General features: G+C 40.5%; 23 protein-coding genes and 1 pseudogene. 7 read left to right on the forward strand and 17 right to left on the reverse strand.

Features of this window, described 5'->3' with window-relative positions:
- Positions 1-63: 63 nt before the first annotated feature.
- The 4 genes from AC6I5B_RS15930 to AC6I5B_RS15945 form a co-directional block, all read right to left on the reverse strand.
- The gene (locus tag AC6I5B_RS15930) at positions 64-738 is read right to left on the reverse strand and encodes a GntR family transcriptional regulator (RefSeq protein WP_022250230.1); all 675 of its coding nucleotides are present in this window, start codon (positions 736-738) and stop codon (positions 64-66) included.
- A 4-nt stretch (positions 739-742) separates the two neighbouring features.
- Positions 743-1,621, reverse strand: coding sequence for a 4-(cytidine 5'-diphospho)-2-C-methyl-D-erythritol kinase (gene ispE, locus AC6I5B_RS15935; RefSeq protein WP_071144495.1), 879 nt, complete (start codon positions 1,619-1,621; stop codon positions 743-745).
- 76 nt (positions 1,622-1,697) lie between these two features.
- Positions 1,698-3,257, reverse strand: a complete 1,560-nt coding sequence (locus tag AC6I5B_RS15940; protein ID WP_004613429.1) for a DUF3794 and LysM peptidoglycan-binding domain-containing protein — start codon at positions 3,255-3,257, stop codon at positions 1,698-1,700.
- Between the two features lie 12 nt (positions 3,258-3,269).
- Positions 3,270-3,677 (reverse strand): protease complex subunit PrcB family protein, encoded by a 408-nt coding sequence (locus AC6I5B_RS15945; protein WP_022250231.1) that lies wholly within the window; start codon positions 3,675-3,677, stop codon positions 3,270-3,272.
- 142 nt (positions 3,678-3,819) lie between these two features.
- Between AC6I5B_RS15945 and malQ the strand changes: the two genes are divergently transcribed.
- The 6 genes from malQ (at position 3,820) to AC6I5B_RS15975 (ending at position 11,024) form a co-directional block, all read left to right on the forward strand.
- Positions 3,820-5,343, forward strand: a complete 1,524-nt coding sequence (gene malQ / locus AC6I5B_RS15950; RefSeq protein WP_022250232.1) for a 4-alpha-glucanotransferase — start codon at positions 3,820-3,822, stop codon at positions 5,341-5,343.
- A 24-nt stretch (positions 5,344-5,367) separates the two neighbouring features.
- Positions 5,368-6,105: a lysophospholipid acyltransferase family protein gene (locus tag AC6I5B_RS15955; RefSeq protein ID WP_022250233.1), complete on the forward strand. Its 738-nt coding sequence runs from the start codon at positions 5,368-5,370 to the stop codon at positions 6,103-6,105.
- A gap of 154 nt (positions 6,106-6,259) precedes the next feature.
- Positions 6,260-7,714, forward strand: coding sequence for a nicotinate phosphoribosyltransferase (locus AC6I5B_RS15960; protein WP_022250234.1), 1,455 nt, complete (start codon positions 6,260-6,262; stop codon positions 7,712-7,714).
- 25 nt (positions 7,715-7,739) lie between these two features.
- Positions 7,740-8,795: a D-alanine--D-alanine ligase family protein gene (locus AC6I5B_RS15965; protein ID WP_004613424.1), complete on the forward strand. Its 1,056-nt coding sequence runs from the start codon at positions 7,740-7,742 to the stop codon at positions 8,793-8,795.
- A gap of 15 nt (positions 8,796-8,810) precedes the next feature.
- Positions 8,811-10,190 (forward strand): UDP-N-acetylmuramoyl-tripeptide--D-alanyl-D-alanine ligase, encoded by a 1,380-nt coding sequence (locus tag AC6I5B_RS15970; RefSeq protein WP_004613423.1) that lies wholly within the window; start codon positions 8,811-8,813, stop codon positions 10,188-10,190.
- A gap of 27 nt (positions 10,191-10,217) precedes the next feature.
- Positions 10,218-11,024: a Cof-type HAD-IIB family hydrolase gene (locus AC6I5B_RS15975; protein WP_022250235.1), complete on the forward strand. Its 807-nt coding sequence runs from the start codon at positions 10,218-10,220 to the stop codon at positions 11,022-11,024.
- Between the two features lie 73 nt (positions 11,025-11,097).
- Here AC6I5B_RS15975 and AC6I5B_RS15980 read toward each other — a convergent pair whose 3' ends face one another.
- The 6 genes from AC6I5B_RS15980 to AC6I5B_RS16005 all read right to left on the reverse strand — a co-directional run bounded on the left by AC6I5B_RS15980 (position 11,098) and on the right by AC6I5B_RS16005 (position 14,994).
- Entirely contained in the window at positions 11,098-13,059 is a 1,962-nt protein-coding gene (locus AC6I5B_RS15980; RefSeq protein WP_497773448.1) for a discoidin domain-containing protein, read from the reverse strand.
- A 208-nt stretch (positions 13,060-13,267) separates the two neighbouring features.
- Positions 13,268-13,459, reverse strand: a complete 192-nt coding sequence (locus AC6I5B_RS15985; protein WP_147611269.1) for an iron-containing alcohol dehydrogenase — start codon at positions 13,457-13,459, stop codon at positions 13,268-13,270.
- A gap of 8 nt (positions 13,460-13,467) precedes the next feature.
- The gene (locus tag AC6I5B_RS15990; protein WP_497773449.1) at positions 13,468-13,707 is read right to left on the reverse strand and encodes a hypothetical protein; all 240 of its coding nucleotides are present in this window, start codon (positions 13,705-13,707) and stop codon (positions 13,468-13,470) included.
- A 68-nt stretch (positions 13,708-13,775) separates the two neighbouring features.
- The gene (locus tag AC6I5B_RS15995) at positions 13,776-14,195 is read right to left on the reverse strand and encodes an iron-containing alcohol dehydrogenase (protein ID WP_147611270.1); all 420 of its coding nucleotides are present in this window, start codon (positions 14,193-14,195) and stop codon (positions 13,776-13,778) included.
- 4 nt (positions 14,196-14,199) lie between these two features.
- Positions 14,200-14,427, reverse strand: coding sequence for an iron-containing alcohol dehydrogenase (locus tag AC6I5B_RS16000; RefSeq protein ID WP_147611271.1), 228 nt, complete (start codon positions 14,425-14,427; stop codon positions 14,200-14,202).
- Between the two features lie 21 nt (positions 14,428-14,448).
- Positions 14,449-14,994 carry a flavodoxin family protein gene (locus AC6I5B_RS16005; RefSeq protein ID WP_044987532.1) on the reverse strand — a complete coding sequence of 182 codons (546 nt, stop codon included), beginning with the start codon at positions 14,992-14,994 and terminating at the stop codon, positions 14,449-14,451.
- A 171-nt stretch (positions 14,995-15,165) separates the two neighbouring features.
- Here AC6I5B_RS16005 and AC6I5B_RS16010 point away from each other — a divergent pair, with 171 nt between their 5' ends.
- A complete protein-coding gene (locus tag AC6I5B_RS16010) occupies positions 15,166-15,564 on the forward strand; it encodes a MerR family transcriptional regulator (protein ID WP_004613416.1) in 399 nt (132 codons plus the stop codon).
- A 219-nt stretch (positions 15,565-15,783) separates the two neighbouring features.
- Here AC6I5B_RS16010 and AC6I5B_RS16015 read toward each other — a convergent pair.
- From AC6I5B_RS16015 to cas6, 7 genes and pseudogenes are all read right to left on the reverse strand, one after another.
- Positions 15,784-16,068, reverse strand: a pseudogene (locus AC6I5B_RS16015) (hypothetical protein); the annotation flags it as partial.
- 618 nt (positions 16,069-16,686) lie between these two features.
- Complete coding sequence (locus AC6I5B_RS16020; RefSeq protein WP_004613411.1) at positions 16,687-17,433, reverse strand: hypothetical protein; 747 nt, start codon at positions 17,431-17,433, stop codon at positions 16,687-16,689.
- Positions 17,430-18,389, reverse strand: coding sequence for a hypothetical protein (locus AC6I5B_RS16025; protein WP_497773450.1), 960 nt, complete (start codon positions 18,387-18,389; stop codon positions 17,430-17,432). Before AC6I5B_RS16025 ends, AC6I5B_RS16020 begins: the two co-directional genes overlap by 4 nt.
- A complete protein-coding gene (locus AC6I5B_RS16030) occupies positions 18,376-19,107 on the reverse strand; it encodes an RAMP superfamily CRISPR-associated protein (RefSeq protein ID WP_497773451.1) in 732 nt (243 codons plus the stop codon). Before AC6I5B_RS16030 ends, AC6I5B_RS16025 begins: the two co-directional genes overlap by 14 nt.
- A gap of 1 nt (position 19,108) precedes the next feature.
- A complete protein-coding gene (locus tag AC6I5B_RS16035) occupies positions 19,109-21,016 on the reverse strand; it encodes a Cas10/Cmr2 second palm domain-containing protein (protein ID WP_497773452.1) in 1,908 nt (635 codons plus the stop codon).
- A 1-nt stretch (position 21,017) separates the two neighbouring features.
- On the reverse strand, positions 21,018-21,890 hold the full coding sequence (locus AC6I5B_RS16040; RefSeq protein ID WP_022250244.1) for a DUF6602 domain-containing protein: 873 nt from the start codon (positions 21,888-21,890) through the stop codon (positions 21,018-21,020).
- A gap of 23 nt (positions 21,891-21,913) precedes the next feature.
- Positions 21,914-22,819, reverse strand: coding sequence for a CRISPR system precrRNA processing endoribonuclease RAMP protein Cas6 (gene cas6 / locus AC6I5B_RS16045; protein WP_497773453.1), 906 nt, complete (start codon positions 22,817-22,819; stop codon positions 21,914-21,916).
- Between the last annotated feature and the right edge of the window lie 126 nt (positions 22,820-22,945).

A 22,945-nucleotide genomic window follows, 5' to 3' on the forward strand; every position in this document is an offset into this window, starting at 1 on the left:
AATATGTACCTCCTGTTTGATAATCGGAGTTTTCACATATTTTTCTGAGATTATACAAATATTCTATTTTTTTGTGCGAATCGTATCAATCACAGCTGCCACTTGATTGTCTATGTGGCGGCTCACCGCTTTCATCGCCTCTTCTTTGTCACGCTTTTCAATTGTCTCGATAATTCTCTCATGTTCTGCAAGAAGAGTCTCATGCGCATCTTCTCTTTTTAAGTATTCCACACGATAACGGTACATCTGCTCTCTCAAATTATATAAAAGCTGAATCAGTCTCTCGTTGTCTGTTGTCCGGTAAATGATATCATGGAATTTCACATCGGCTTCCGCAAATCTCGTAACATCCTCACAGTCCAATGTCTCTTTAAATTCCTGCGCCGCTTTTTTTAATTCTTCAATCTCCTCTTCTTTGATCTTGTCGCACGCAAGTCTTACCGCCAGCTCTTCCAGCGCCTCTCTCACTTCCAAAACATCCCGCAGGCTCTTTTCGGTAATATCCGCCACCTCTGCCCCTTTTCTTGGAATCATCAGCACAAGCCCCTCAAGTTCCAGCTTTCGGATTGCCTCCCGAATCGGAGTACGGCTCACCCCTAATTTGTTTGCAAGCTGAATCTCCATCAGGCGCTCTCCCGGTTTCAATTCTCCACGCAAAATCGCCTGACGCAGTGTATTAAATACAACATCGCGAAGCGGTAAATATTCATTCATATTCACTTCAAAATTTGTATCCATCTTTTTATCTCCTTTTTGTATTGTGTACATTTGCCAAATAGACCTGCTTTGCAATCTGCAGCTCTTTGATCTTCCTCTGCGCTTTCTTTGCTGTCTGCCGGTCTTCAAAAATTCCAAACACCGTCGGTCCGCTGCCGCTCATCATGGCGTTAAGCGCCCCCTGTTCCTTCATCACGTTTTTAATCCTGTCGATCACCGGATAGGCATCTACCGTAACTTGTTCGAGCACATTCCCCATCGATGATGCGACTGCTCTCAAATCCTGGTTTTCAAGTCCGGTAATTAGACCGTCTATATCTGGATGATCTGTGATCGTAAGTGCATCTAATTTCTCATAGACCGTGCGGGTTGACACACTGATTCCAGGCTTTGCGATCAAAATATAGCACTTTGGCAGCGGTGAAAGTCGTGTGAGTTCTTCTCCGATTCCTTCTGCAAGCACCGTTCCGCGCATAATACAGTACGGAACATCTGCCCCTAATTTTACACCTCGTTCCATCAAATCCATTTCACTGAGTCCAAGTGAAAACATACGGTTCATTCCGACAAGAACCGCCGCCGCGTTCGAGCTCCCCCCTGCAAGTCCTGCTGCCACCGGGATATGCTTGTCCAATGTAATATGGACACCATCCCGGATCTCAAACTCGTCCATCAGCATCTTTGCCGCTTTATATGCAATATTCCCCTCATCATTCGGCAGAAAATACAAGTTGGATTCCAGCGTAATTCCCGGTGTCTCTGTTCGTTGTATCGTAATATTATCATACAGATAAATTGTCTGCATCACCATGCGGACATCATGATACCCATTCTCTCTTCTTCCAAGTACATCCAGCCCCAGATTGATTTTTGCAAGAGCTTTTAGCTGTTGTATATTCCCCATCACGTTCTCCTTTCACATCTCACTTCCCATCCCGGCAGAGTTTCCACCGGGACAGTGTTTTTTGTATACATAATACCTATAGTATACTCATATTTTCTTTGAAAATCAATATCCGGTCTCCCGGTTTTATCATTTCATCGGTCATCTCGTTCACTTCCATAATGCCTTCTTTTGTCGTGCTATAACGTTTTGCGAGTGTCCAAAGGTCATCTCCTTCTTTTACAATATAACCAACAATCCCCGGTCTCTTTTCCAGCTCTTCCATCGAAATTTTTTCCATTTTCAAATCCGTGATGACATCAGCCTTCACTGATTTTCGCAAAAAACTGTGAAACGCAAGCACTGCTTTCACCTCCACACTGTCGCCTCCCATAAGAGAAACACTCAGCTGCTCCAGTGCACTTGTAATGTCGCAGTGCATATCCATTTCCGATTCATTGCTCTCAACTAAATAAGAAAACGGAACCATTCCCTGCCACGTGTCGAATGGAACTTCGTCGTCTGGCTTCACAAATAAAAAGCTGACATGGAGTACACCGTCAATCTGAACCCCTTCCTCAGTCACCTCTGTGCGGTCAATCTGCACCCTTCCGCTGCTATGACAAATCTGTAGAATATCATCTTTTAACTCCGGCAAAGACAGCTGCTCTGCTATCTTACATTTCGAGTGATTCTGCATCAGCAGCTCTTCATAGGAAGCTTCTTTTGTCTCTAGTCTGCAATGTTGCTCCAAAGAATATACATCTTCCAAAAAATCTATGTTTTCTTCCTGATAAATGGCAATTTTTAACTCTAACGTCCCCTCAATTCCAAGCGTGCGCATCTCTCCGTCTTCATCCATCCGGATATCCACGTTGATATCTTCCAGATTCGCGTTCAGATGATGATACATCGCTTCATCGACTCCATAGCACTCCACTCTTCCCTCATACGGGATCGTCTGCCCAATCCAGTCTATTTTCCCATCCGGCGATTCATAGAAACAAAATGCCAGCAGTTCTCCGGAAAGCAGCAATTCGTCCGCCCCAAGTTTCGTATCTAGTTTTCGGTTCGAAATATCTGTCCAAAGCACTGTCCCAATCGTCTCTTTCGTTCCCGGAAGCGTCAGTTCTTCTTTAATCCGGTATGTATCTTTCTTTGACGTATGAAGAGTTAAAAGTTCCATTGCTTTTTTCTTTTTATAAAGTGGCATTTCACTTTCCACATCGACTGTAATGTCCTCATCAACCTGCATTTGAGGACTGATTAAAAGCTCAATCATTGCTTTGATATTCAATTTTCTCGAATGAATCATTGTTGCAGTAAAATCTACCCTTGTATTTTGAACAACAAATTCTCCGTCTGTCCCCTCATCCGCATACACCATCTCCTCAAACGGAATTTTTCCTTCCATGGATGTCAGTGACGGTTCTGCTCCTTCTGTCACATACAGTATCTGAAAATACAGTTTTCCCGTAACTCTGACGTAATTTTCCACCGGTCTTACATCCTCGATTTTCACCGTGCCCTCTCCCGCAACGACTCGCTGCACATCATTTTTTGTATCCGGCACATTAAAATCATCGTCTACCAGAAATTGATCCACCATTTTTTTGCCGACCTGATTTGCATGAATTTGTTTTTTTACTAATTCCATTGCCTCTCTCCTTTACTCAAACACCACATTTTTGTCGATAAATTGCATTTTCACTGCCACATACGGAAATGTCTTTGCCTCCACAATTTTTTCTTCCTTTGACGGTCCGATCAGATTCGTATGTATATAAATGGCATTCTCTGTCTCATAACATTCTTTCACCTCAATGCTGTAACCGCTCGTCTTCTGTTCTCCATACCCCCGTGCAATATAGAGTGCATCTTTGTCCGCATACGTAATCTTAAACGGTCCGGACTTTTTTTCTTCAATCTGTGTCAGAAACTCCTCCGGAATTTTTTCTTCTTCCAGTACAGTGATCTCTACATCTCTGATTTTTTCCGTATTCATCTTCTTTACAGAACAGCCCTGACATAACATAAGCAGGCAGACACATAACATAACTGATGCTAATTTTCTCACATGCATCCCTCGTCTATCTTCTCCCTATATACATACACCTGAACGTCTTCAAAAATGACTGTTTTTTTCAAAAATATTGCCTTTATTTCTGCACTTTAGTATAATGAGAAAAACAGGAATCAATAAAAAAGGGGACATCACTATGAATTTTGAAACTGCTGAAGTGACTTATGAAAAGCCACATCGTCTGTCCGGGATTTTGCTTCATCCCACATCTTGCCCATCTCCATATGGAATCGGAGATTTGGGACAGGATGCCTATGATTTTGTGGATTTTCTTGAAAAATCAGGACAACACCTATGGCAGATCCTCCCACTTACGCCGACCGGTTTTGGGGATTCGCCGTATCAAAGCTTTTCAGCATTTGCAGGACAGCCGTTGCTGATCAGTCCTGCACATTTAAAAGAACTCGGACTCTTAGAGGAAGCAGAACTTTCCGACTGCCCGCGCGGAGACGGACACCATGTTGACTATGGGACGATCATCCCTTGGAAATTCAAGATTTTAGCATCTGCATTTTCACGTTTTCTCCATACCTCCGACAAGATGTTATTGGAAGAATACGATGCGTTTTATAATGCCAACCAGTTTTGGCTTGATGACTATGCACTTTTCATGGCTTGCAAAGCAATGCATGACGGAAAGGACTGGCTTTCCTGGGAAGAAGCATACCGCAGACCGACCGACAGTCTGAAGAAAGAACTGAAAAAGCAGCTTTCTAACGAGATACAATACCATTACTTTGTTCAATTTCTATTTTTTAAAGAATGGTATGCACTAAAAAAATATGCAAACGAAAAGGATATACAGATCATCGGCGACATCCCAATTTTTGTCTCTTTGGACAGCGCCGATGCCTGGGCAAATCAACATTTGTTCCAACTGGATTCAAAAGGTTATCCGACTTCAGTCGCCGGTGTCCCGCCGGATTATTTTTCGACAACCGGACAGCTTTGGGGCAATCCGCTCTACAACTGGGATGCCCATAAAAAAGAGGGCTACAAATGGTGGATTTCCAGAATCCGCAACCAACTGGATCTTTTAGATTACTTAAGAATCGATCATTTCCGTGGGTTTGAAGCTTATTGGGCAGTTCCCTTCGGAGAGGAGACCGCAATCAACGGTACCTGGAAGCACGGCCCGAAAGAAGATCTCTTCCTCGCCATAGAAAAGGCGCTTGGAAAAAATCTTCCGATCATTGCCGAAGATCTTGGTGTCATCACACCTGAAGTCGAAAAACTCCGTGATCAATTCCATTTTCCTGGTATGAAAGTCCTACAGTTTGCCTTCGAATCGACTGAGGAAAGTACATTTCTTCCTCATCAGTTCACTACAACAAACTGTGTGTGCTATACAGGGACACACGACAACGACACCAGCGCAGGCTGGTATCAGACTGCAAGCGAATATTCCAGAGACAAAGTCCGCCGCTATATGAACACGGACGCAAGCAGTATCCATTTTGACTTTATCCGCACCTGCCTTGGCTCGATTGCAGCTTATGCGGTCTTTCCATTACAAGATGTTCTCGGCGTTGGAAAAGAGGGTCGTATGAACTGTCCGGGTGTGGCAGATGGAAATTGGGCATGGCGTTACCAAAAAGAGGCGTTGTCGGACAGTCTCGCCGAAGCGCTTTGTTCTGTGACTCGTCTATATGGACGATAATTAATAGAAGGGAACTTAGATTTTATGATACGTTTTATTTTTGTAGTAATTTTTCTGATTACTTATCTGATTTTGTCCATTCCGGTCTTTTTCATAGAGTGGCTAATCGGAAAATGTAACCGAAATGCAAGAGATTACAGCTCACTTCGGATTGTGCAATGGGGATTCAAAATAATTTTAAAGATTACCGGTGTGAAAGTGACGGTGATCGGGGAAGAGAATGTTCCTGATGAACCCGTTCTTTTTATCGGAAATCACAGAAGTTTTTTCGATATTCTGCTGACATACTCCCGCTGCAAACGTCTGACCGGTTATGTAGCAAAAGACTCTATGGAAAAGATTCCGCTCCTCTCAACCTGGATGCGATATCTTTACTGCCTGTTTTTGAACCGTGAAAATCCAAAGGAAGGATTGAAGACGATTCTTCAGGCAATTGAGTATGTAAAAAAAGGAATCTCAATCTGCATCTTCCCGGAGGGCACGCGAAACAAGGGCGAAGAATTAAGTATGCTGCCGTTTAAGGACGGCGCCTTAAAAATCTCCACGAAGACCGGATGTCCGATTGTTCCAATCAGTATGAACAATACCGCAGCCATCTTTGAAAACCAGTTTCCACGTATCAAGAAAACACACGTGGTCATTGAATATGGGGAACCAGTCTATCCAAAAGAACTGGATAAAGAGACACAGAAGCATCTCGGTGCTTACTGTCAGAATATCATCCAAGAGACCATTCAAAAAAATGCAGCCTTGCTATCATAGGCTGCGTTTTTCTGTTCTGTCAGATCTTATGGATCATATCATAAATTTTCTTTTTACATTGTCATACGCTAGTGATATAATGAAATAAGTATATCCTAAAAATCAGGTGTACAAAAAGAAATGCATGTATGCAGAAAATAAAGGAGCAAACAAGATGAACAGCAGAAATCTTACCCTGTTAACAGATTTGTACGAGCTTACAATGATGCAAGGCTACTTTGAGCGTCAGGAAAATGAGACCGTTGTATTCGATGTCTTTTTCCGTTCGAATCCTTGTGGTTCTGGCTATTCTATTGCAGCCGGTCTGGAACAGGTAATTGACTATATTAAAGACTTGAACTTCTCATACGATGACGTCGATTATCTTCGAAATCTGAACATGTTCAGCGAAGATTTTCTTCATTATCTGAGTGGTTTTCACTTTAGCGGCGATATCTATGCAATTCCGGAAGGAACTGTTGTCTTTCCAAAAGAGCCGCTCTTGAAAGTTGTCGCACCGATCATGGAAGCACAGCTTGTGGAGACAGCCATCTTAAATATCATCAACCATCAGTCTCTCATTGCGACAAAGACAGCCAGAGTTGTCTTTGCCGCGGCAGGAGACGGTGTGATGGAATTCGGTCTGCGGCGGGCGCAAGGTCCTGACGCGGGGCTCTACGGTGCAAGGGCCGCTATGATCGGCGGATGTATCGGCACATCCAATGTTCTTGCCGGACAGATGTTTGACGTCCCGGTAAAAGGAACTCATGCACACAGCTGGATTATGAGTTTTGCAGATGAATACACTGCATTTAAGACATACGCAAAATTATATCCTGACGCATGCTGTCTGTTGGTTGACACATACGACACCTTAAAATCCGGTGTGCCAAATGCGATCAAAGTGTTCACCGAGATGCGTGAATCCGGAATTGAACTTCACAACTACGGAATCCGCCTCGACAGCGGTGACCTTGCATATCTTTCTAAAAAGGCACGTAAGATGTTAGACGAAGCCGGATTTGAAGATGCATTTATCTCCGCTTCCAACGATCTTGACGAATATTTGATCCACGACTTAAAGATCCAGGGTGCAGCTATCACCTCATGGGGAGTCGGAACAAATCTAATTACGTCCAAAGACTGTCCTTCCTTCGGAGGGGTATACAAACTTGCTGCAATCCAAAAAGAAGATGGAAAATTTCATTCCAAGATTAAACTTTCTGAGAACACAGAAAAGATTACAAACCCTGGCAATAAGACCGTTTACCGTATCTATGACAAGGCGACCGGAAAGATGCGTGCAGATTTGATCTGCTTTGCAGACGAGACTTATGACACAGATGAAGATCTATTGTTATTTGATCCGACAGCCACCTGGAAAAAGACAAAACTTGCCGGCGGCTCTTACACTATGCGTGAGATTTTAAAACCGGTATTTATTAACGGCGCATGTGTATATGATTCTCCGTCTGTCATGGAGATTGCTGCCTACTGTGCAGAAGAAAAGAAAACACTTTGGGACGAGACAAAACGTCTCTTCAATCCACACAAAGTATATGTGGATCTGTCCCGCAAATTATATGATGAAAAACAGGCATTACTGAACCAGATGAGTATTGCCGATTAGACGATGATAAAGGAGTATAAACAGTATGAAAATTGTAGTATTGGCAGGAGGGCTCAGCACAGAACGTGACGTTTCACTCACTTCCGGAGCCGGCATCTGCAGAACTTTGAGAGAAAACGGGCATCAGGCTTTTTTATTAGATGTATTTTTAGGATTTCCATATGATTCCGACAAATTAGAAGAAGTATTCACTCTTCCAAACGCAGGCTTGGAGATTGCAGACGGAATCAAAACAACAGAACCGGATCTTGCGGCAATCAAAGCGTCCCGTGAAGACCAGTCCGACTGCTTTTTGGGACCGAATGTCATCGATATCTGCCGCCTTGCAGATATTGTATTTATGGGGCTTCATGGTGATGTCGGAGAAAATGGAAAATTACAGGCAACATTTGATATTCTCGGAATTAAATACACCGGTCCAAACTATCTCGGAAGTGCGCTTGCCATGGACAAAGGGGTTACAAAACAGATTTTCACGATGGCAGGCGTTCCGACACCGCTTGGAACCAATCTCACAAAAGACCGAAAAGATACAGCTCTTTCTGATCTTGGTCTTACTCTTCCGGTCGTTGTAAAACCGTGTTCCGGTGGTTCCAGCATCGGCGTATATATCGTCGATACGATGGACGCATACAAAGAAGCGGTTGAGAATTCCTTCCGCTATGAGGACGAGATTGTAATCGAGCCTTACATCAAAGGACGTGAATTCGCAGTCGGCATCATCGACGGAAAAGCGCTTCCGGTAATTGAGATCATACCAAAAACCGGATTCTTTGATTACGCCAACAAATATCAGGATGGATGCACAGAAGAAATCTGTCCTGCAAATATCGATGAAGAAGTGACAGAAAGAATGCAAAGAGCTGCAGAGCTCGCTTTCAAAGCACTGAAATTAGATATTTACTCACGCGCTGACTTTTTATTAGATGAGAACAACGACATTTACTGTCTCGAAGTAAACAGCCTCCCTGGTATGACCGCTGCCAGCCTTCTTCCGAAAGAGGCACGCGCTGCCGGAATCACATACGGAGACCTCTGTGAACTGATCATCCAAAAATCACTCGCGCGTTACAACGCATAGACGGAGGAACAGACGATGAAACATATGTCTTTACAGGAAATTACTGCTGCATGCCACGGACAATATTTTGGGGGCGAAGCAGTATCACATATCGAAGTGGCCGGTGTTGCCATCGACAGCCGAAAAATCGAAAAAGACTGGTTGTTTATTCCAATAAAAGGCGCACGAGTAGACGGACACTCTTTTATCCCACAGGTGATGGAAAAAGGTGCACTCTGCACACTTTCCGAAGTGGTCTTAGAGAATGTATCTCACCCATACATTCTTGTTGACTCCTGTGAGCAGGCGCTCAAAGATATTGCAGAACATTACCGCAAGGCACTTGACATCAAAGTGGTCGGTATCACCGGAAGTGTCGGAAAGACAAGTACAAAAGAGATGATCGCCTCGGTTTTGGAGCAAAAATATCATGTTCTTAAAACGGCTGGAAACTTTAACAACGAAATCGGGCTTCCGCTGACAATCTTCAATATTCGAGATGAACACGAGATTGCAGTGCTTGAGATGGGTATCAACCATTTCGGTGAGATGCACCGCCTTGCGAAAATGGCTCGCCCGGATATCTGCGTCATCACCAATATCGGACTCTGCCATCTGGAAAATCTCATCGACCGAGACGGCATTTTGAAAGCAAAAACAGAGATGTTCGACTTTATGCAGCCTGACGCCAAGATCATCTTAAACGGCGATGATGACAAACTGATCACAGTCACAGATGTAAAAGGACAAACGCCAATGTTCTTTGGGTTATCCACAGAGCTTGACGCTTTTGCCGATAATATCCACACACACTCCCTAAAAGGGGTGTCTTGTACACTTCACCTTGGGGATAACTGCATCGACACAATGATTCCGATTCCGGGAAACCATATGGTGTACAACGCGCTGGCTGGCGCTTTGGTTGGACGTGAACTCGGGCTTACCGCTGAAGAGATCAAAAAAGGAATCGAAAGTCTGACTCCGGTATCCGGACGAAACAATATGATTCTTACGGATTCTCTTCTTATCATCGATGACTGCTACAATGCCAATCCGGTGTCCACAAAGGCGTCCATCGACGTGCTCTCCGGAGCCGAGACCCGCAAAGTTGCCATTCTCGGAGATATGTTTGAGCTTGGCGAGGATGAAAAAGAGCTCCACCGCCAAGTCGGTGTACATGCATCCGAAAAAGGGATCGATCTTGTCATCTGTATCGGTGAACTATCAAAAGCAACCGCAGCCGGAGCAGAGGAACTCTCCGCCGGAAATCAAGTAGTTCATTTTGATACAAAAGCAGACTTTTTTACAAAGATGAACGAACTGTTACACAAAGACGACACGATCCTTGTGAAAGCCTCACACGGAATGGAATTTCCTGAAATTGTGACACGCCTTCAGGAGCTTACGCTTAAATAATACACGGAACACAGAAAGGGCAAAACCATGACCTATGATATACTTGTACTGGATTTGGACGGAACACTGACCAACTCCGAAAAGAAAATTACCCCTCCCACACGAGAGGCTCTTATCGAAATTCAGCAGAATGGGAAAAAGGTAGTTCTTGCCTCCGGCAGACCTACACCCGGCGTGGTATCGCTTGCCAAGGAGCTTCACCTCGGCGACTACGGAAGCTATATTCTCTCATTCAATGGCGGGAAAATCATCAACTGCTCCACAGGAGAGGCGATTTACAACAAAATACTTCCGTCTGAGGTTACTTCTGCCGTCTATGAGATTGCAAGCCAATACGATGTGGATCTGCTCACCTATACAGAGCATGAAATACTCTCAGGTATCAAGCCGAATCAATATACTGAGCTGGAATCCAAGATCAACAACATGCCAATCGTGCGGGTTGAGAACTTCCCTGAAGCGGTTACCTTCCCGGTCAACAAATTTTTGATTACCGGAGAAGCTGCACTCACAGAAAAAATTGAGACGCTGTTAAAAGAGAAATTCCACAGTCTCTTGAACATTTACCGCTCAGAGCCATTTTTCCTGGAAGTGATGCCTCAAAATATTGACAAGGCACACTCCCTCCAGAAACTTCTGAACTATCTTGGGATGTCCGCTGATCAGATGATCTGCTGTGGCGACGGATTTAATGACCTCACTATGATTGAATACGCAGGTCTTGGCGTTGCGATGGAAAACGCACAGCCTATCTTGAAAAAGACAGCAGATTATATTACGAAATCCAATGATGAAGATGGGGTGCTGCATGTCATAAATGAGTTTATGAGATAATATAAGAGAAAACACCTGAATTACAAGTCACTGTAGTTCAGGTGTTTCTTTGTACTGAAATATTATAACAACATTACTGTTTTACTAAAATATTTGCATCATAAATCGAATATCCATACCTATTATTACGTTGAATTCCTTGGAATCTGACATATCTTGCTTTCACAGGATCAAACTTCACAGTAACCTCCGGTGCATTCATCTCTTCTATCATCACCGTTTTGACTGTCTTAAAATTCTTTCCATCATCCGATACCTGAATATCATACAGTGCGTCATATCCATTTTCAAACTTCAACTGTATTCCGGAAACCGTTGCCCTCGATGAAAGTTCAAATGTTATATACTCCTGATTTGTCCAATCGCTTGCCCATCTCGTTCTCATGCTATCATCAATAGCAGACTCCGCCTGATAATTATAGATTGGATTTTTTTCGTAACTGCTTGCCTCTGCTGCAATTGGTTTTACCAACACATCTGGAAGTGAACTGTCTATACTGTCATCCGGCTGATAGTTACTATCGTATTTCACTGTTGTCAGTGAATGCGGCTTTAATGTCACATCTACACTTCTATCTGCATCTACAACCGTAACTGTCTTCTCCTCGTCCGTAACATTTCCAAGCATTACCGAAATCATACCTTCCTCATCCAACACTGCTGTCTTGACAATATCCATGTCTGTCGCACTCTTGATGCCGACTGTTCCAGGCTGTACAGTACGGCTGATCTGCTTCAGAATATAGTAAGATGGCTGATAGCAAACATTGTTGTTCTCATCCAGCATGATCGGTGCATGACACTGGTTCACAACCCCCTGTGTAGGACCTCCATCTCTGTCAAGAACAAGGTTCCAGTCAATCCATGCTTCCGTTCCATGTTCAAAATCATTTAAAATATCATAAATATAGCGATCCGCAGGATCATAACTTCCAAACCAAGGTCCCTTCTCCTGACATCCCTCTGTTGCATAAAGATGAATATCCGGGAACTTCGCTTTCACTTCGTCCAAACTATAAAAATCTTCCGACCACATTGGAACGCCCTGCATCTCATGCCACAAATCCCCTGCATACCAGTGAAAAGCAATTCCATCAATATACTTTCTTGCATTCGCATCACTCAATACCTTTGTATTGAAATCAACAAATCCGTCATGGTGCATCGGGTCATTGCCTTTGTCCCAATCCCAAATCAAAAGCTGTGGATCTAATTGATTCTCCTCAAGCGCCGGTCCAAGATAATTTCCAACAAAATCAATCACCGCATCGGTAGACCAGGTAGCCGCCTCCCATTTCGGATTGTTCTGCGCTTCATTCTGCATAGACAACGAATATACATCAATTCCTACTTTTTCATATTCCTGAATGTACTTCACAAGATAATTGGCGTAACTCTTATAATATTCCGGTTTCACAGAGTTATCAACAAAATTAAGTCCTGCTGTCCCCGTCTGCCCTCTTCTGACTCCACTGTTTTTCATCCATGCCGGCGGCGCCCAAGGTGCTGCAAAGAATTTGATGTCCGGTCTGTATGACTGTGCTTTTTGAATTGCCGGAATAATGTAATCCCAATCCTTTTCTATACTGAAATTCTTAAGGTCTGGATCCGGTTCTTCCGTGTCATTATAACTGTAAGATCTGGTCGAAAAATCGGCTGAGCCAATCGTCGAACGCAAAACAGAATACTTCGCACCACTCTCTCCAAAATATGCTTCATATACCTCTTCTTGCTGTTCCTTGCTTAACTTCTGCAGATTATAGGCCGCCGACTCCGTCATCGCCCCTCCCACACCAAGAAACGTCTGTCTTTTTTCGTCCGGATATACTTTTACATATCCGCTGCTCTGTGCTGTATCTGCTTTCTCAAACTGCAGATCAGGAAGTGTCTGATCATATCCTCCTTCTTTTGCAGATACATGCACTTCTACTTTTCCCAAATCATCTGCCGCACATACCTGTGTCGGCGAAAAACTACTTAGTGACATTCCAAACATTGCAAATGTCAACATCCCTGCTACAACTTTTCTCCTCATTGAAGCCCTCCTTGTCTTTTGCATTGTGCACTATGCAGTATTTATATGGAAATAGTATGACTATTTTTGTGCTTTGTCAACAGTTTTTTCCTTGCTTTTGTCAATTTTTTTACAATCTTTATATTATATAGACACTTGATTTATTTTGTGTTGAGTAACTGAAAACATACAAAAATTAATAAAATCCTTTTTGCTCATTTATGACTTCTTAAATTCCATGAATTGCTTCATTTATCATCTGCATAACCTTTTCTGTTGTCAATTCTGTATAAATCGACTGCATTCCACCAAGCATTTCCAGTGATTCTTGTAATGCCTTGCTATTTTCTTTTACCTCATGAATTTCGCTGTAATTGATTGGAAGATTGTACTTTCTGTAAAGTTTAAAAATCGCTTTCAAGCCATCTTTTAAAATATCCTTTTTTCTCGGCCATCTATTACAACATCAAATGCCTTGTTAAAATAGGAATTGATTTCTTCCTGACCATCATAAATCATCTTAATCCAGTAAGGAAAAATCACAGTAATACATGGCTTGTATGCAACATTGCAGTAATCCATAACAATAGCATTTAACGGATAAAGTACCCAGTCTCCCGCTTTTCCAAGCGTTGTAAGACCATTCACAGTTAATGCACTTGTTGCCATGAGAATACTTCTTGCATCAACATCATTTGAGTCAGCAATGGCTTTATCCAGATTATCCAATAAGGTATTCATAAGTGCCAAAGATGTATTTTCGGCATATCTGATTTTCCAAGTCCAATATACCCTAGTGCTAACTGTACATAAGCCGTCATTTGTGCGGAAATAAGAGCTTCATTTCCAATAGAAAGCATATACTCTGGATTTTGCCATGAAAAATTAGGGTATACCTCTGCCAGCCCGGCATTTTCCTCTGTCTCATCGTTTGTAATCTGTGTGCTGCCATTCATATCAGAACCGGATGATGGGAAGGTTACGATTGTACCAACAGGCAAGTGTTCCATTGTATCCGGACTCTTTGCATAGGATAAAATGTCCCAAATATCTGTTGTCTGCTTTACCCCAAAGGCGATTGTCTTAGCCAAATCCATGCAGACCCCTCCACCAATTCCCAGAATTGATGAAATGTTTTCTGCCTTTACCAGCTCCATGCCCTTACGAACAGTGGAAAGGAGTGTTTTCTGTTTCCGCTGATTTCATATATCTGTACATTTTTTCTTCTAATTCCGTTTTTAACTTATCAAAGTATCCGTTTTTATGAAAGCTTTCACCACCTGTGATAAGTAGTACCTTGTCTCCAAAGCTCTTTACTTCTTCTGCTACCTCTCCAATTTTTGTTGCACCATGAAATAATTTCACAGGGTTATAATATGTAAATTCCATCTTTCTTTTCCTCTTTTCCTTTTAAACCGTTTTTCCTAATTCATATGCTGCTGTCATTGCTTCTGTGTTTTTCACATCTCCAGGTGCATTTGCTCCAAGTCCATAAACAACGCCTGCATTTTCAACACCTCCGGCACGGAAACAACTAATATATAATTCAAAAGTTTTTGTCATATTTTCCATATACTTTAGTTCTGGCGCCGCACCTGCACTCAGCATATAAAATTTGGTATCGGTCAACGTTGGCTCTATTGCAAAAGTGCGGTCAATAACCGTTTTTATCTGAGATGTCCATGAATAGAAATACACAGGGGATGCGAATACAACTGCATCTGCTGCAGCAATCTTTTCGTAGATTTCTGTCATATCATCTTTCTGTACGCAGCTTCCTCCATTTCTCTGACAGGCACCACAGCCAAGACAACCTTTGATTGTTTTATCTTTGATATAGATTTTTTCTACTTTGTGACCTGCCTCAGTTGCTCCGACAGCAAACTCTTGTGCCATCAAATCTGTGTTGCCGTTTTTTCTCGGGCTTCCTTCTAAAATCAATATTTTTTTGCTCATTGCTAAACCCCTTTCTTCTCGTACACTTTCTTTATCATCAACATTGCCATTGCATCTTTTTCTGTTAGATGATAAACTGATCACACAGCATTAGAGTAACTCTAAGTCAACGAGTAATATATTAAAAATCTCTAAAGTAAATAAATCATTTATAAAGAAGAGGAGAAAACTATGACATACAACGTTAAAGAAGCATCTAAGAAAATCCAAATGTCAGTTCACAATATTCGTTACTATACAAATTTAGAACTCGTCCCATCTCTGAAACATGACAAACATGGGAATCGTGTATTTGACGATGAATCCTTGAATTGGCTGATTTGCATTCGTTTTTTAAGAGAAAGTGGAATGTCTCTTTCTGATATCAAACATTATTTTGAACTTTGTCTTGCCGGCAGCAAAACTTTGCCGGAGCGATATGAGATTTTAGAAGCATTATTAGAACAGTCAAAACGAGAATTGGAGATGATTCAAAAACGTACAAAATGTATCCAGTCAAAAGTGATTCAATGTAAACGGGCTCTCTCTGGTGAAATTCCAGACGATTGCAATCCAATCAACTGGGACTAGTGTACTGTCTCATTCACTTTCAGCATAATGACACAGAATGAATTTTCAGTCTGCAAGGCGGCGGAGTGAGGCGATGCAGTGGCATCGTCGATTGACGACAACGCAGTAGAGTGGAATTCAGGCAAGTCATTATGCGAAATATGAATGATACAGCACACTAGATATTCTTGAACGCAAAATAGAGAGTACCTTGACATTTTTAGCCGGCTGCTTTGCGCCACTCTTACGTGCGCTTGCGTCGGCTTTGGTCTTGCAGCCGTTCTGAAAGGCGGTATTCATGTCAATACAACAGGCAGTTTCACCCTCGGCTTATGTATCCCTCATTAAAGGTAGAACCAATTGAACCGTCATTCATCACTTTTTCAACGATACCGACACGCTCTTCTGACTTCGTCCAGTACAGTATTACTTGTGTTCCACAAAAACGGGTATAGCCGACAAATCAGTAAATACAGTCGCAAAAGGCAAAGCCCCCGTACACAATCGTTTCAATATCTTTTTCATAAATTTAATGCTCATTTCATTTTGGGTAAAAAATAGACGCTCATTTCTGAACGCCTTACGTTGAAAAGGGATACTTTTTTCCAAGTCCCCCTCAAATTCAATATTTAATTGTTTGTGTTACCACACTCCCCACTCATTCCCACAAAGTTTCTCGTGATTTCAATCCACGCTCCCACGAGGGGAGCGACGGAGACAATTTTGTCTTAGAAATAACTGGAATATCTTGATTTCAATCCACGCTCCCACGAGGGGAGCGACAAATGGGAATTGATTATTTCGGCAGGCGTAGACAATTTCAATCCACGCTCCCACGAGGGGAGCGACATCCCTGTTATCCATGTGTTTGTAAACGGGTGGATTTCAATCCACGCTCCCACGAGGGGAGCGACTGCAACATTGACTAATTTTTTCTTTTATAATCAGTCAATCTTTTGTTAATTATACTAATTTTTTCCCAACATTACAAGACTATCACACAATCAATTTCATATTTAACCCAAATACGACATGTTTTTCGGTGCGAATCCCCTAGGAAATTTCTGTTTACCAGGTATTCGCACTCAACATTTTCTGTGTATATTTTCACTACATTTTTCTATTCTTACAGAACCCTCCGTATTATCTCTTATATGTCAGGCAAACAATCCCATGTGGCAAATTTTTCTCATTGTCTATGTATATTCCGTTAGAATACTCTTCTTGCTTCGCATCCAATAATATCGAATGAAGTAATCCTTTATAACCACCTAGTAAAATCACATTATCACACTTTAACACACAAGATAATCCTGTATTTATTTTTCTAAGTATATCCTTAAATCCTTCTGTACTATATTGTCTCTTTAAAACTTCCTGAAGATATGCCTGCATCTGTTTCATCTTTCTCCTGGTATCTTCATTTGCTGACTTTAAAATTGTCGAAAACTCCACATCATCTTTCAAATATAAACTCCCTTGCAAGTTTGCCCCTGCTTTTATCATTTCCACACCAACATTCTCAAAGAAAACTGAAAATTCCGCCGTAGCTTTTTCTTGAATATGCTGTGCTTTATATAAATTGCGAAGCACAATATCCGAATTCTTTACTTGTATATCATCTGCCATCAAAATATTTCGATTATTATCTTTCAGTAATGCACCTTTTACAGAACTCCCCGGAATATAATACTCTGCGTCCTTGGGATGATATTTTTTATATTCGCCATATTGGTAAAAAGGATAGATGCAATTTACCTCTTTTCCTTTGTTATTCGACACCTCAGATGCTGTTTCAAACTCATCTACATCTTTATATAAAGCCTGTCCGGATCTTGGCGACAAAATCAGACTTGATAATGTTTGCATTTCATATTTTATTTCTTTCATTTACTTTCCCCTTTTCCTAATATAACCGGATACAAAAAAGCATTTCCAAAAATAATATCCCTTTCTTGGTTAAATGGTGAGCGCACACACTTACCAGCCTGTTCCATTTTATCTTTCAATGCAATTATGCTTCCACTGTCAATAAAACTAATAAAATATTTACTGTCTTTTTTCCAGCCTCCCGGCATTGTAAATGGTCGGCGCTCAGAAGTAAATAACCTCAATGTAGATTTCCGAAAGTCAATTTTCTCAGGCAGTAACATCCCCAAGTTCAAATAGTAGTCCGATTCTTGAATCTCTATTTCCTCTATAGAAATAATCTTATACTTATTTAATCCTTGGGATGCTCTTTTCCCTAAAATAATAGATTCTTCACTCTGTATAAATTTCTCTATGACCTCTTTTACAGAAACCACGGATTCATCTCCCTGCAAATAAAAGCAGAATTCCGAAACGATATTCGTTCCCTTATTTTGTTTAACAACTTCTTCTATTGTTACAACTGGAACCGTATATAGCTTCGTTTCCAGTCCCTCAATTCCATAGAAAGTGCTTTCCACAGACGCTCTCTGTTGATAACTATCTAATACTTTCACATACGGAAATATTTTTTTACACTTTTCCGGATTTTTCAAGATTCTATTTAAATCATTCAGTTTTACAAAATCCCTTGCTTTTACTTCTGCCCGTTTCTCTTTTAAAGATTCCTGTTTTGATGTTTGTTCAGCCAGTCTGTCCACAATATAATCTTGAGGAACGGGAAAATAGTCTAACGGAAGTAAATTAGAAACTGCGATATGACTCTTTTTCTCAAAAACAGCGTTTACCAATGTTGTTGCTTCTTCCGCACCACAAAATCTTGAAAGCGCTGTAATCAATGCTCCAAAAATCTTTTGAGAGTCCGGTAATTGCGTAATCCGTCCAACAGATTTTAATGTCACTTTATAATTCTTCACTGTCCTCTCTCCCATCTTCTAAAATCGATACATGAATTTTTCCATAACCACGGCTTTTGGAGCCGCCAAGTCGATAAATACCATCATTAAACTTTTCCAAATTTTGAATCAAATATCTTTTACACTTTTGACATATTTCTTCATCAAAATGATAGAATTCAATTTCCCCTTCAAATTCCATGCCTTTTCTGACTGCTTTGTAAATTCTAGGGTTGGATTTCGGTTCTGTTCCACTACAATCAATAGATGTTTTTGCATCAATTGAAAAACATTTTTTCAAGTCACGGCACTCTTCCCGCAATCTCAAATCATTAAATAGCAATTTCGGTGTATTATTAAACTCTCTGATTCCAAAAAGATAACATGCCGATGCCGCATCTATTGCCTCAGTATAACGCTTTTCAATCCGTTCCTTCTCTTCTTGATAATCTCTTTGTCTTTCTTCCGAACATAACTTTTCAATCCACTTTTGGGCTTCCTGTTTTTCTGCTTCCAACATCTCTTCATACCACTGAGCAATCTCTTTTGCCACATCACTATCATCCGCCTGCACAATTGCACGAATTGCGCCTTTCCATGAAGATGCCGGAATACATGGAAATCCTTCCTCATCCACTGCCGTCCACTGATCAATTCCTCCGATTTCGAACGGTCTCAGATTTCCTCCTACGAACAGATTTGCCAGTGTCTTTACTCTTATTTTTATCGCATTTCCCATGTCAATGTTCCTCCTTCTCTTGTTCCACTTTACTCGTTTCCATAACCAATTCATTATATCGATAAAATAACATCAAAGAATCCACAAATTCAGGAGTCCAATTCTCTTCATTCGCAAGATCCTTAAATTTCTCCTTATCAAAATACAAGCGCCTTGGAAGTTTTTTCTTTTCTATCCTTGTATTATTTGCCTGCTGAATTTCCTTCTCTGTGAATGAATTACGCAATTCTATCATATTCGCTACTTTTTCTACTGGTATGGATTCCACATTTCTCAATCGATAAAACATTGACGTTTCCAGCACAAGGTATTGATATCCTTTTCTCCTTTTTAGAGATACTTCCCTTACAAAAATCTCTGTCAGTTCAGGATTTTTCCCATTCAAACATTTTTGATATAAATATGTCCTCGGTTTCTTAAATAAATATTTATATAACCTTTCTTCCCTTGGTTTCCATTCCTTCTTCGCTTTTTTCTTGAAAATACTGAAACGTACATCGCTAAACAAAATCATCAACCGCAAATATTTTTCAAAATGTTGTTTTCTTCCTGCAATATCCAATACTTTCTTTCCATCATACAATTGCTTTATCAAGTTATAATTCAGCCGAGTCTCCATTTCCCGGAGTTTCTTGTCAGAACATTCCAAATAATCCGGCAGTAAATGATACAAAACATGATTGATATAAGTTACATCATTCTCTCGCACCGCTTCATTTGAAATATCCTCCAATAGCGTATAAAAATAATTTGTCTTTCCGAGTATTTCACTGCATTTACCTTTATCATCTCTTATCTCATTCAAAAGTCGCAAATCTTCTAAAAATTCCTCCCAACTAGGAAACGGCTGCTTTTGAGAAAATTCTTCTTTCTTCTTATCTACACTGATAAATACCAGATCTCCAATAGAAATTTTCATTACTGAAGAACCTTTAAAGTGCCCTGAGATCTCTTTTGATTTTGCAGTCTTTAACTGATTTTCTGCCATTTGCATGTAATAACGAATCGGCTCTTTATTAAAGGTAATCGTCACTCCAATGCTTAGACTCAATGGTATCGAAATACCACTCGTTTGCAGCTTTTCATTAATTGTTTGCATCAATTTTTTGCATATGTTAATACCTGAAATCAAATCTTCTACGGCTACCGCAAAGAAAATATCATCTCCTGCAATATAAAACGGAAAAAGCCATCTCTGTTTCCGCTTTTGCTTATCGTTACTCGCCGCTTTATAAAGTCCTTCTAAAGAAACATGTTCGTTGAGAATTTCACTAACCTTTTGGTATGTATGATACTCTTTAATGTTCTTGAACATTGCCCCCATTCCATCCAAATCCGCTTTGATAACGGCAATCCGAAATCTTTTTCCTTCCGTATTTTTTTCAGTTTTCAGTGCATTTATATCCTCTGAAAATACGTCTAAGAATTCCTTTTCATAGCCCTTTTCTTTTGCTTCCAGCACTTGATTGCATTGAAACAGAATATGCTGATTTTTTTCTATAATGTATCCCCAGTTTTGGGTCTGTTTCAAAGCTGCCTTCGATTTCTCAATTGACTTAAGATTATTACAATTTCCAGAAGGAAAATAATACCAACGAAGTAATTTTTGTCCCTGAGATACTATGTAATATTCTCGAAATAACTCATTCAATCTGTTTTCCAGCTCGTTTTCCGGCAAATCACATTTAAAAATGTATACGCCCGAACATTTCAATAATATTTTTTTCTCAACATTCAAAAACTTCTTTTCAATCGACTCAAAAAAATCTTTCGAAATCTGATTAGAAGAATTTACAATTCCTTTTAAAGTAGCGTCTTCTGTCTGCTTTTCCTGCACATGCGAGCGGATTACTTCCGTCAAAAATGTCTGTACCTTTTCTACAGATAACGCAACAACTTGTTTTTTCATGTTATGATTCCCCTTCCTTTTTAGCCTCCTCGCCAATTTTCCCGTTAAACATCTCGGCATATGCGATATGTGGAAATAGCATTGGATTGTTAATCAGCATCAAGACTTGATTGAATTGGAAATTAAATGTCATTAAAGATAACTTTTCTTCTCCAAACTTCACTTCGTAATCATCCAACTTTTGGTCTTTTGCCTTTTGCAAAGAAACTGATTCTTGCTTTTCTTCTTCCTTAAGAGTTTTCTCTTCTTGTGCATGATTTAGTTCTGTATACCACTCATACAGATTTTCTGCTTTTGAAGACCATTCGATGTCTAATTTTTCTTCTCCCGCCCTTATAACCACATCAAAATCAACTATTTCTTGTAAATTCTTATATTCTTGATTTAAGCAACATAAAATACGTAACGGCCGAGTCGCAGTTTGTGTCGATACTGGTTCCTTCTCTCCACACACAATTCTATTAATAGTCCGAACAACGGATCTATTGGAAGTTTTTAATTGCTCTATACTATTTATCCAATTTTCCAACAACTTTTCATCCATAGAAGTGCTCTTGCATTCCACTACTGCCACCACTGCCTCAATCGGGATAAACTTAATTTCTCCATATCGGAAAACATACGGTGTATACATCTCATCAAAAATGGCTAAGTCAACCTCATTGGATACATTTCCCTTGGAATCAATGATAAAAACCGATTGTTCAATCACAAATTTTTTAGGTACAATTGACTCGAACATTTCTTCCCAAATCTTTTCCCTATAGCGTCCAATCGTACTTCCATGTGTTGTCTGAAAAAACAACTGGTTTACATAATTCTTTTCCATTTTCTTATAGTTCTCTTTGATTTTTTCAATTGTTTTCGAATCCATCACATCTACTCCTTTTCTCATTATCATATAAAATACACTTGAATATTTCCCATTCCAAATGTCGTATTACGCCCAATATGCAACACTTCTGCCGTCGCAAGCCACGGAACAAACGGCGTCAGTTCTCCCGCATATTCTAGTTCTCCCGCATATTCTAGTTCTCCAATCAAACCACTAAAATCCATTTTCCCATGCAACCGGTTGGAATAGCGCTCCAGAACCTCTAACTCTAATTCTTCTCTTACTGTCTGCACTTCTGCCGCGAGCATTTGAATATTTTTAACTTCATCATAATCTACCCATCCGCCATATCGTTCTACAATCATCACAATTCGCTTCGTAATATTTCGGATCAACGTCTCAAATGAAATATGCATTAACAATTTCCCACCTCGCCGAATTCGAAGTGGTGTCTGCAATTTCACAACTACTCCGGTAACAGTTTCTAACTTTAGACATGAGAGTTTCTTTGCATTTATTTCTGCCATAGAATACATTTTCGTCTGCCAGAGAACCCTTTGTTCCAAAATATTGATAATTCTAAATAAACGAAACGAGTATCTCTGCGCTCCCATTCCGAACTGTTCTGCTTTCTGTAATGCAGCTATCAATGCGGAAGCATATTGTATCGCATCTCCTAAAAGCAAAATCTCAAAATTTAATTCTTCGCCTTTTTTCACGAATAACTCTGTTCCACAAACTACTGGTGGAATTATGATATATGGCTTTACAATATCCTGCTTATCCTTACATTGCTTCCCGTTCTTATACAAAAATTTATAAACTTCTCGATTTGTTTTATATAATGCCTGTCCTAAAATTCCTCTTAATGTGGAACCAAGGTATTTCGGCAACTTTGCATCTTCCAACGCTAATAAAGAAATGTGAAGTGGTAAATACGTAATTTCAAATAATTCTCGTTCTTTCATAATATACCTCTTGCCCCCAATCCTTTCTTTTCATCTATATCGTAATCCACATGATTAATAGCACTAAGCCAAATTTTCTCCTTGTCTAATACTAATTGTACAAGTGCCACCGACACAACAACATGT

This window comes from Faecalimonas nexilis (assembly GCF_059731825.1).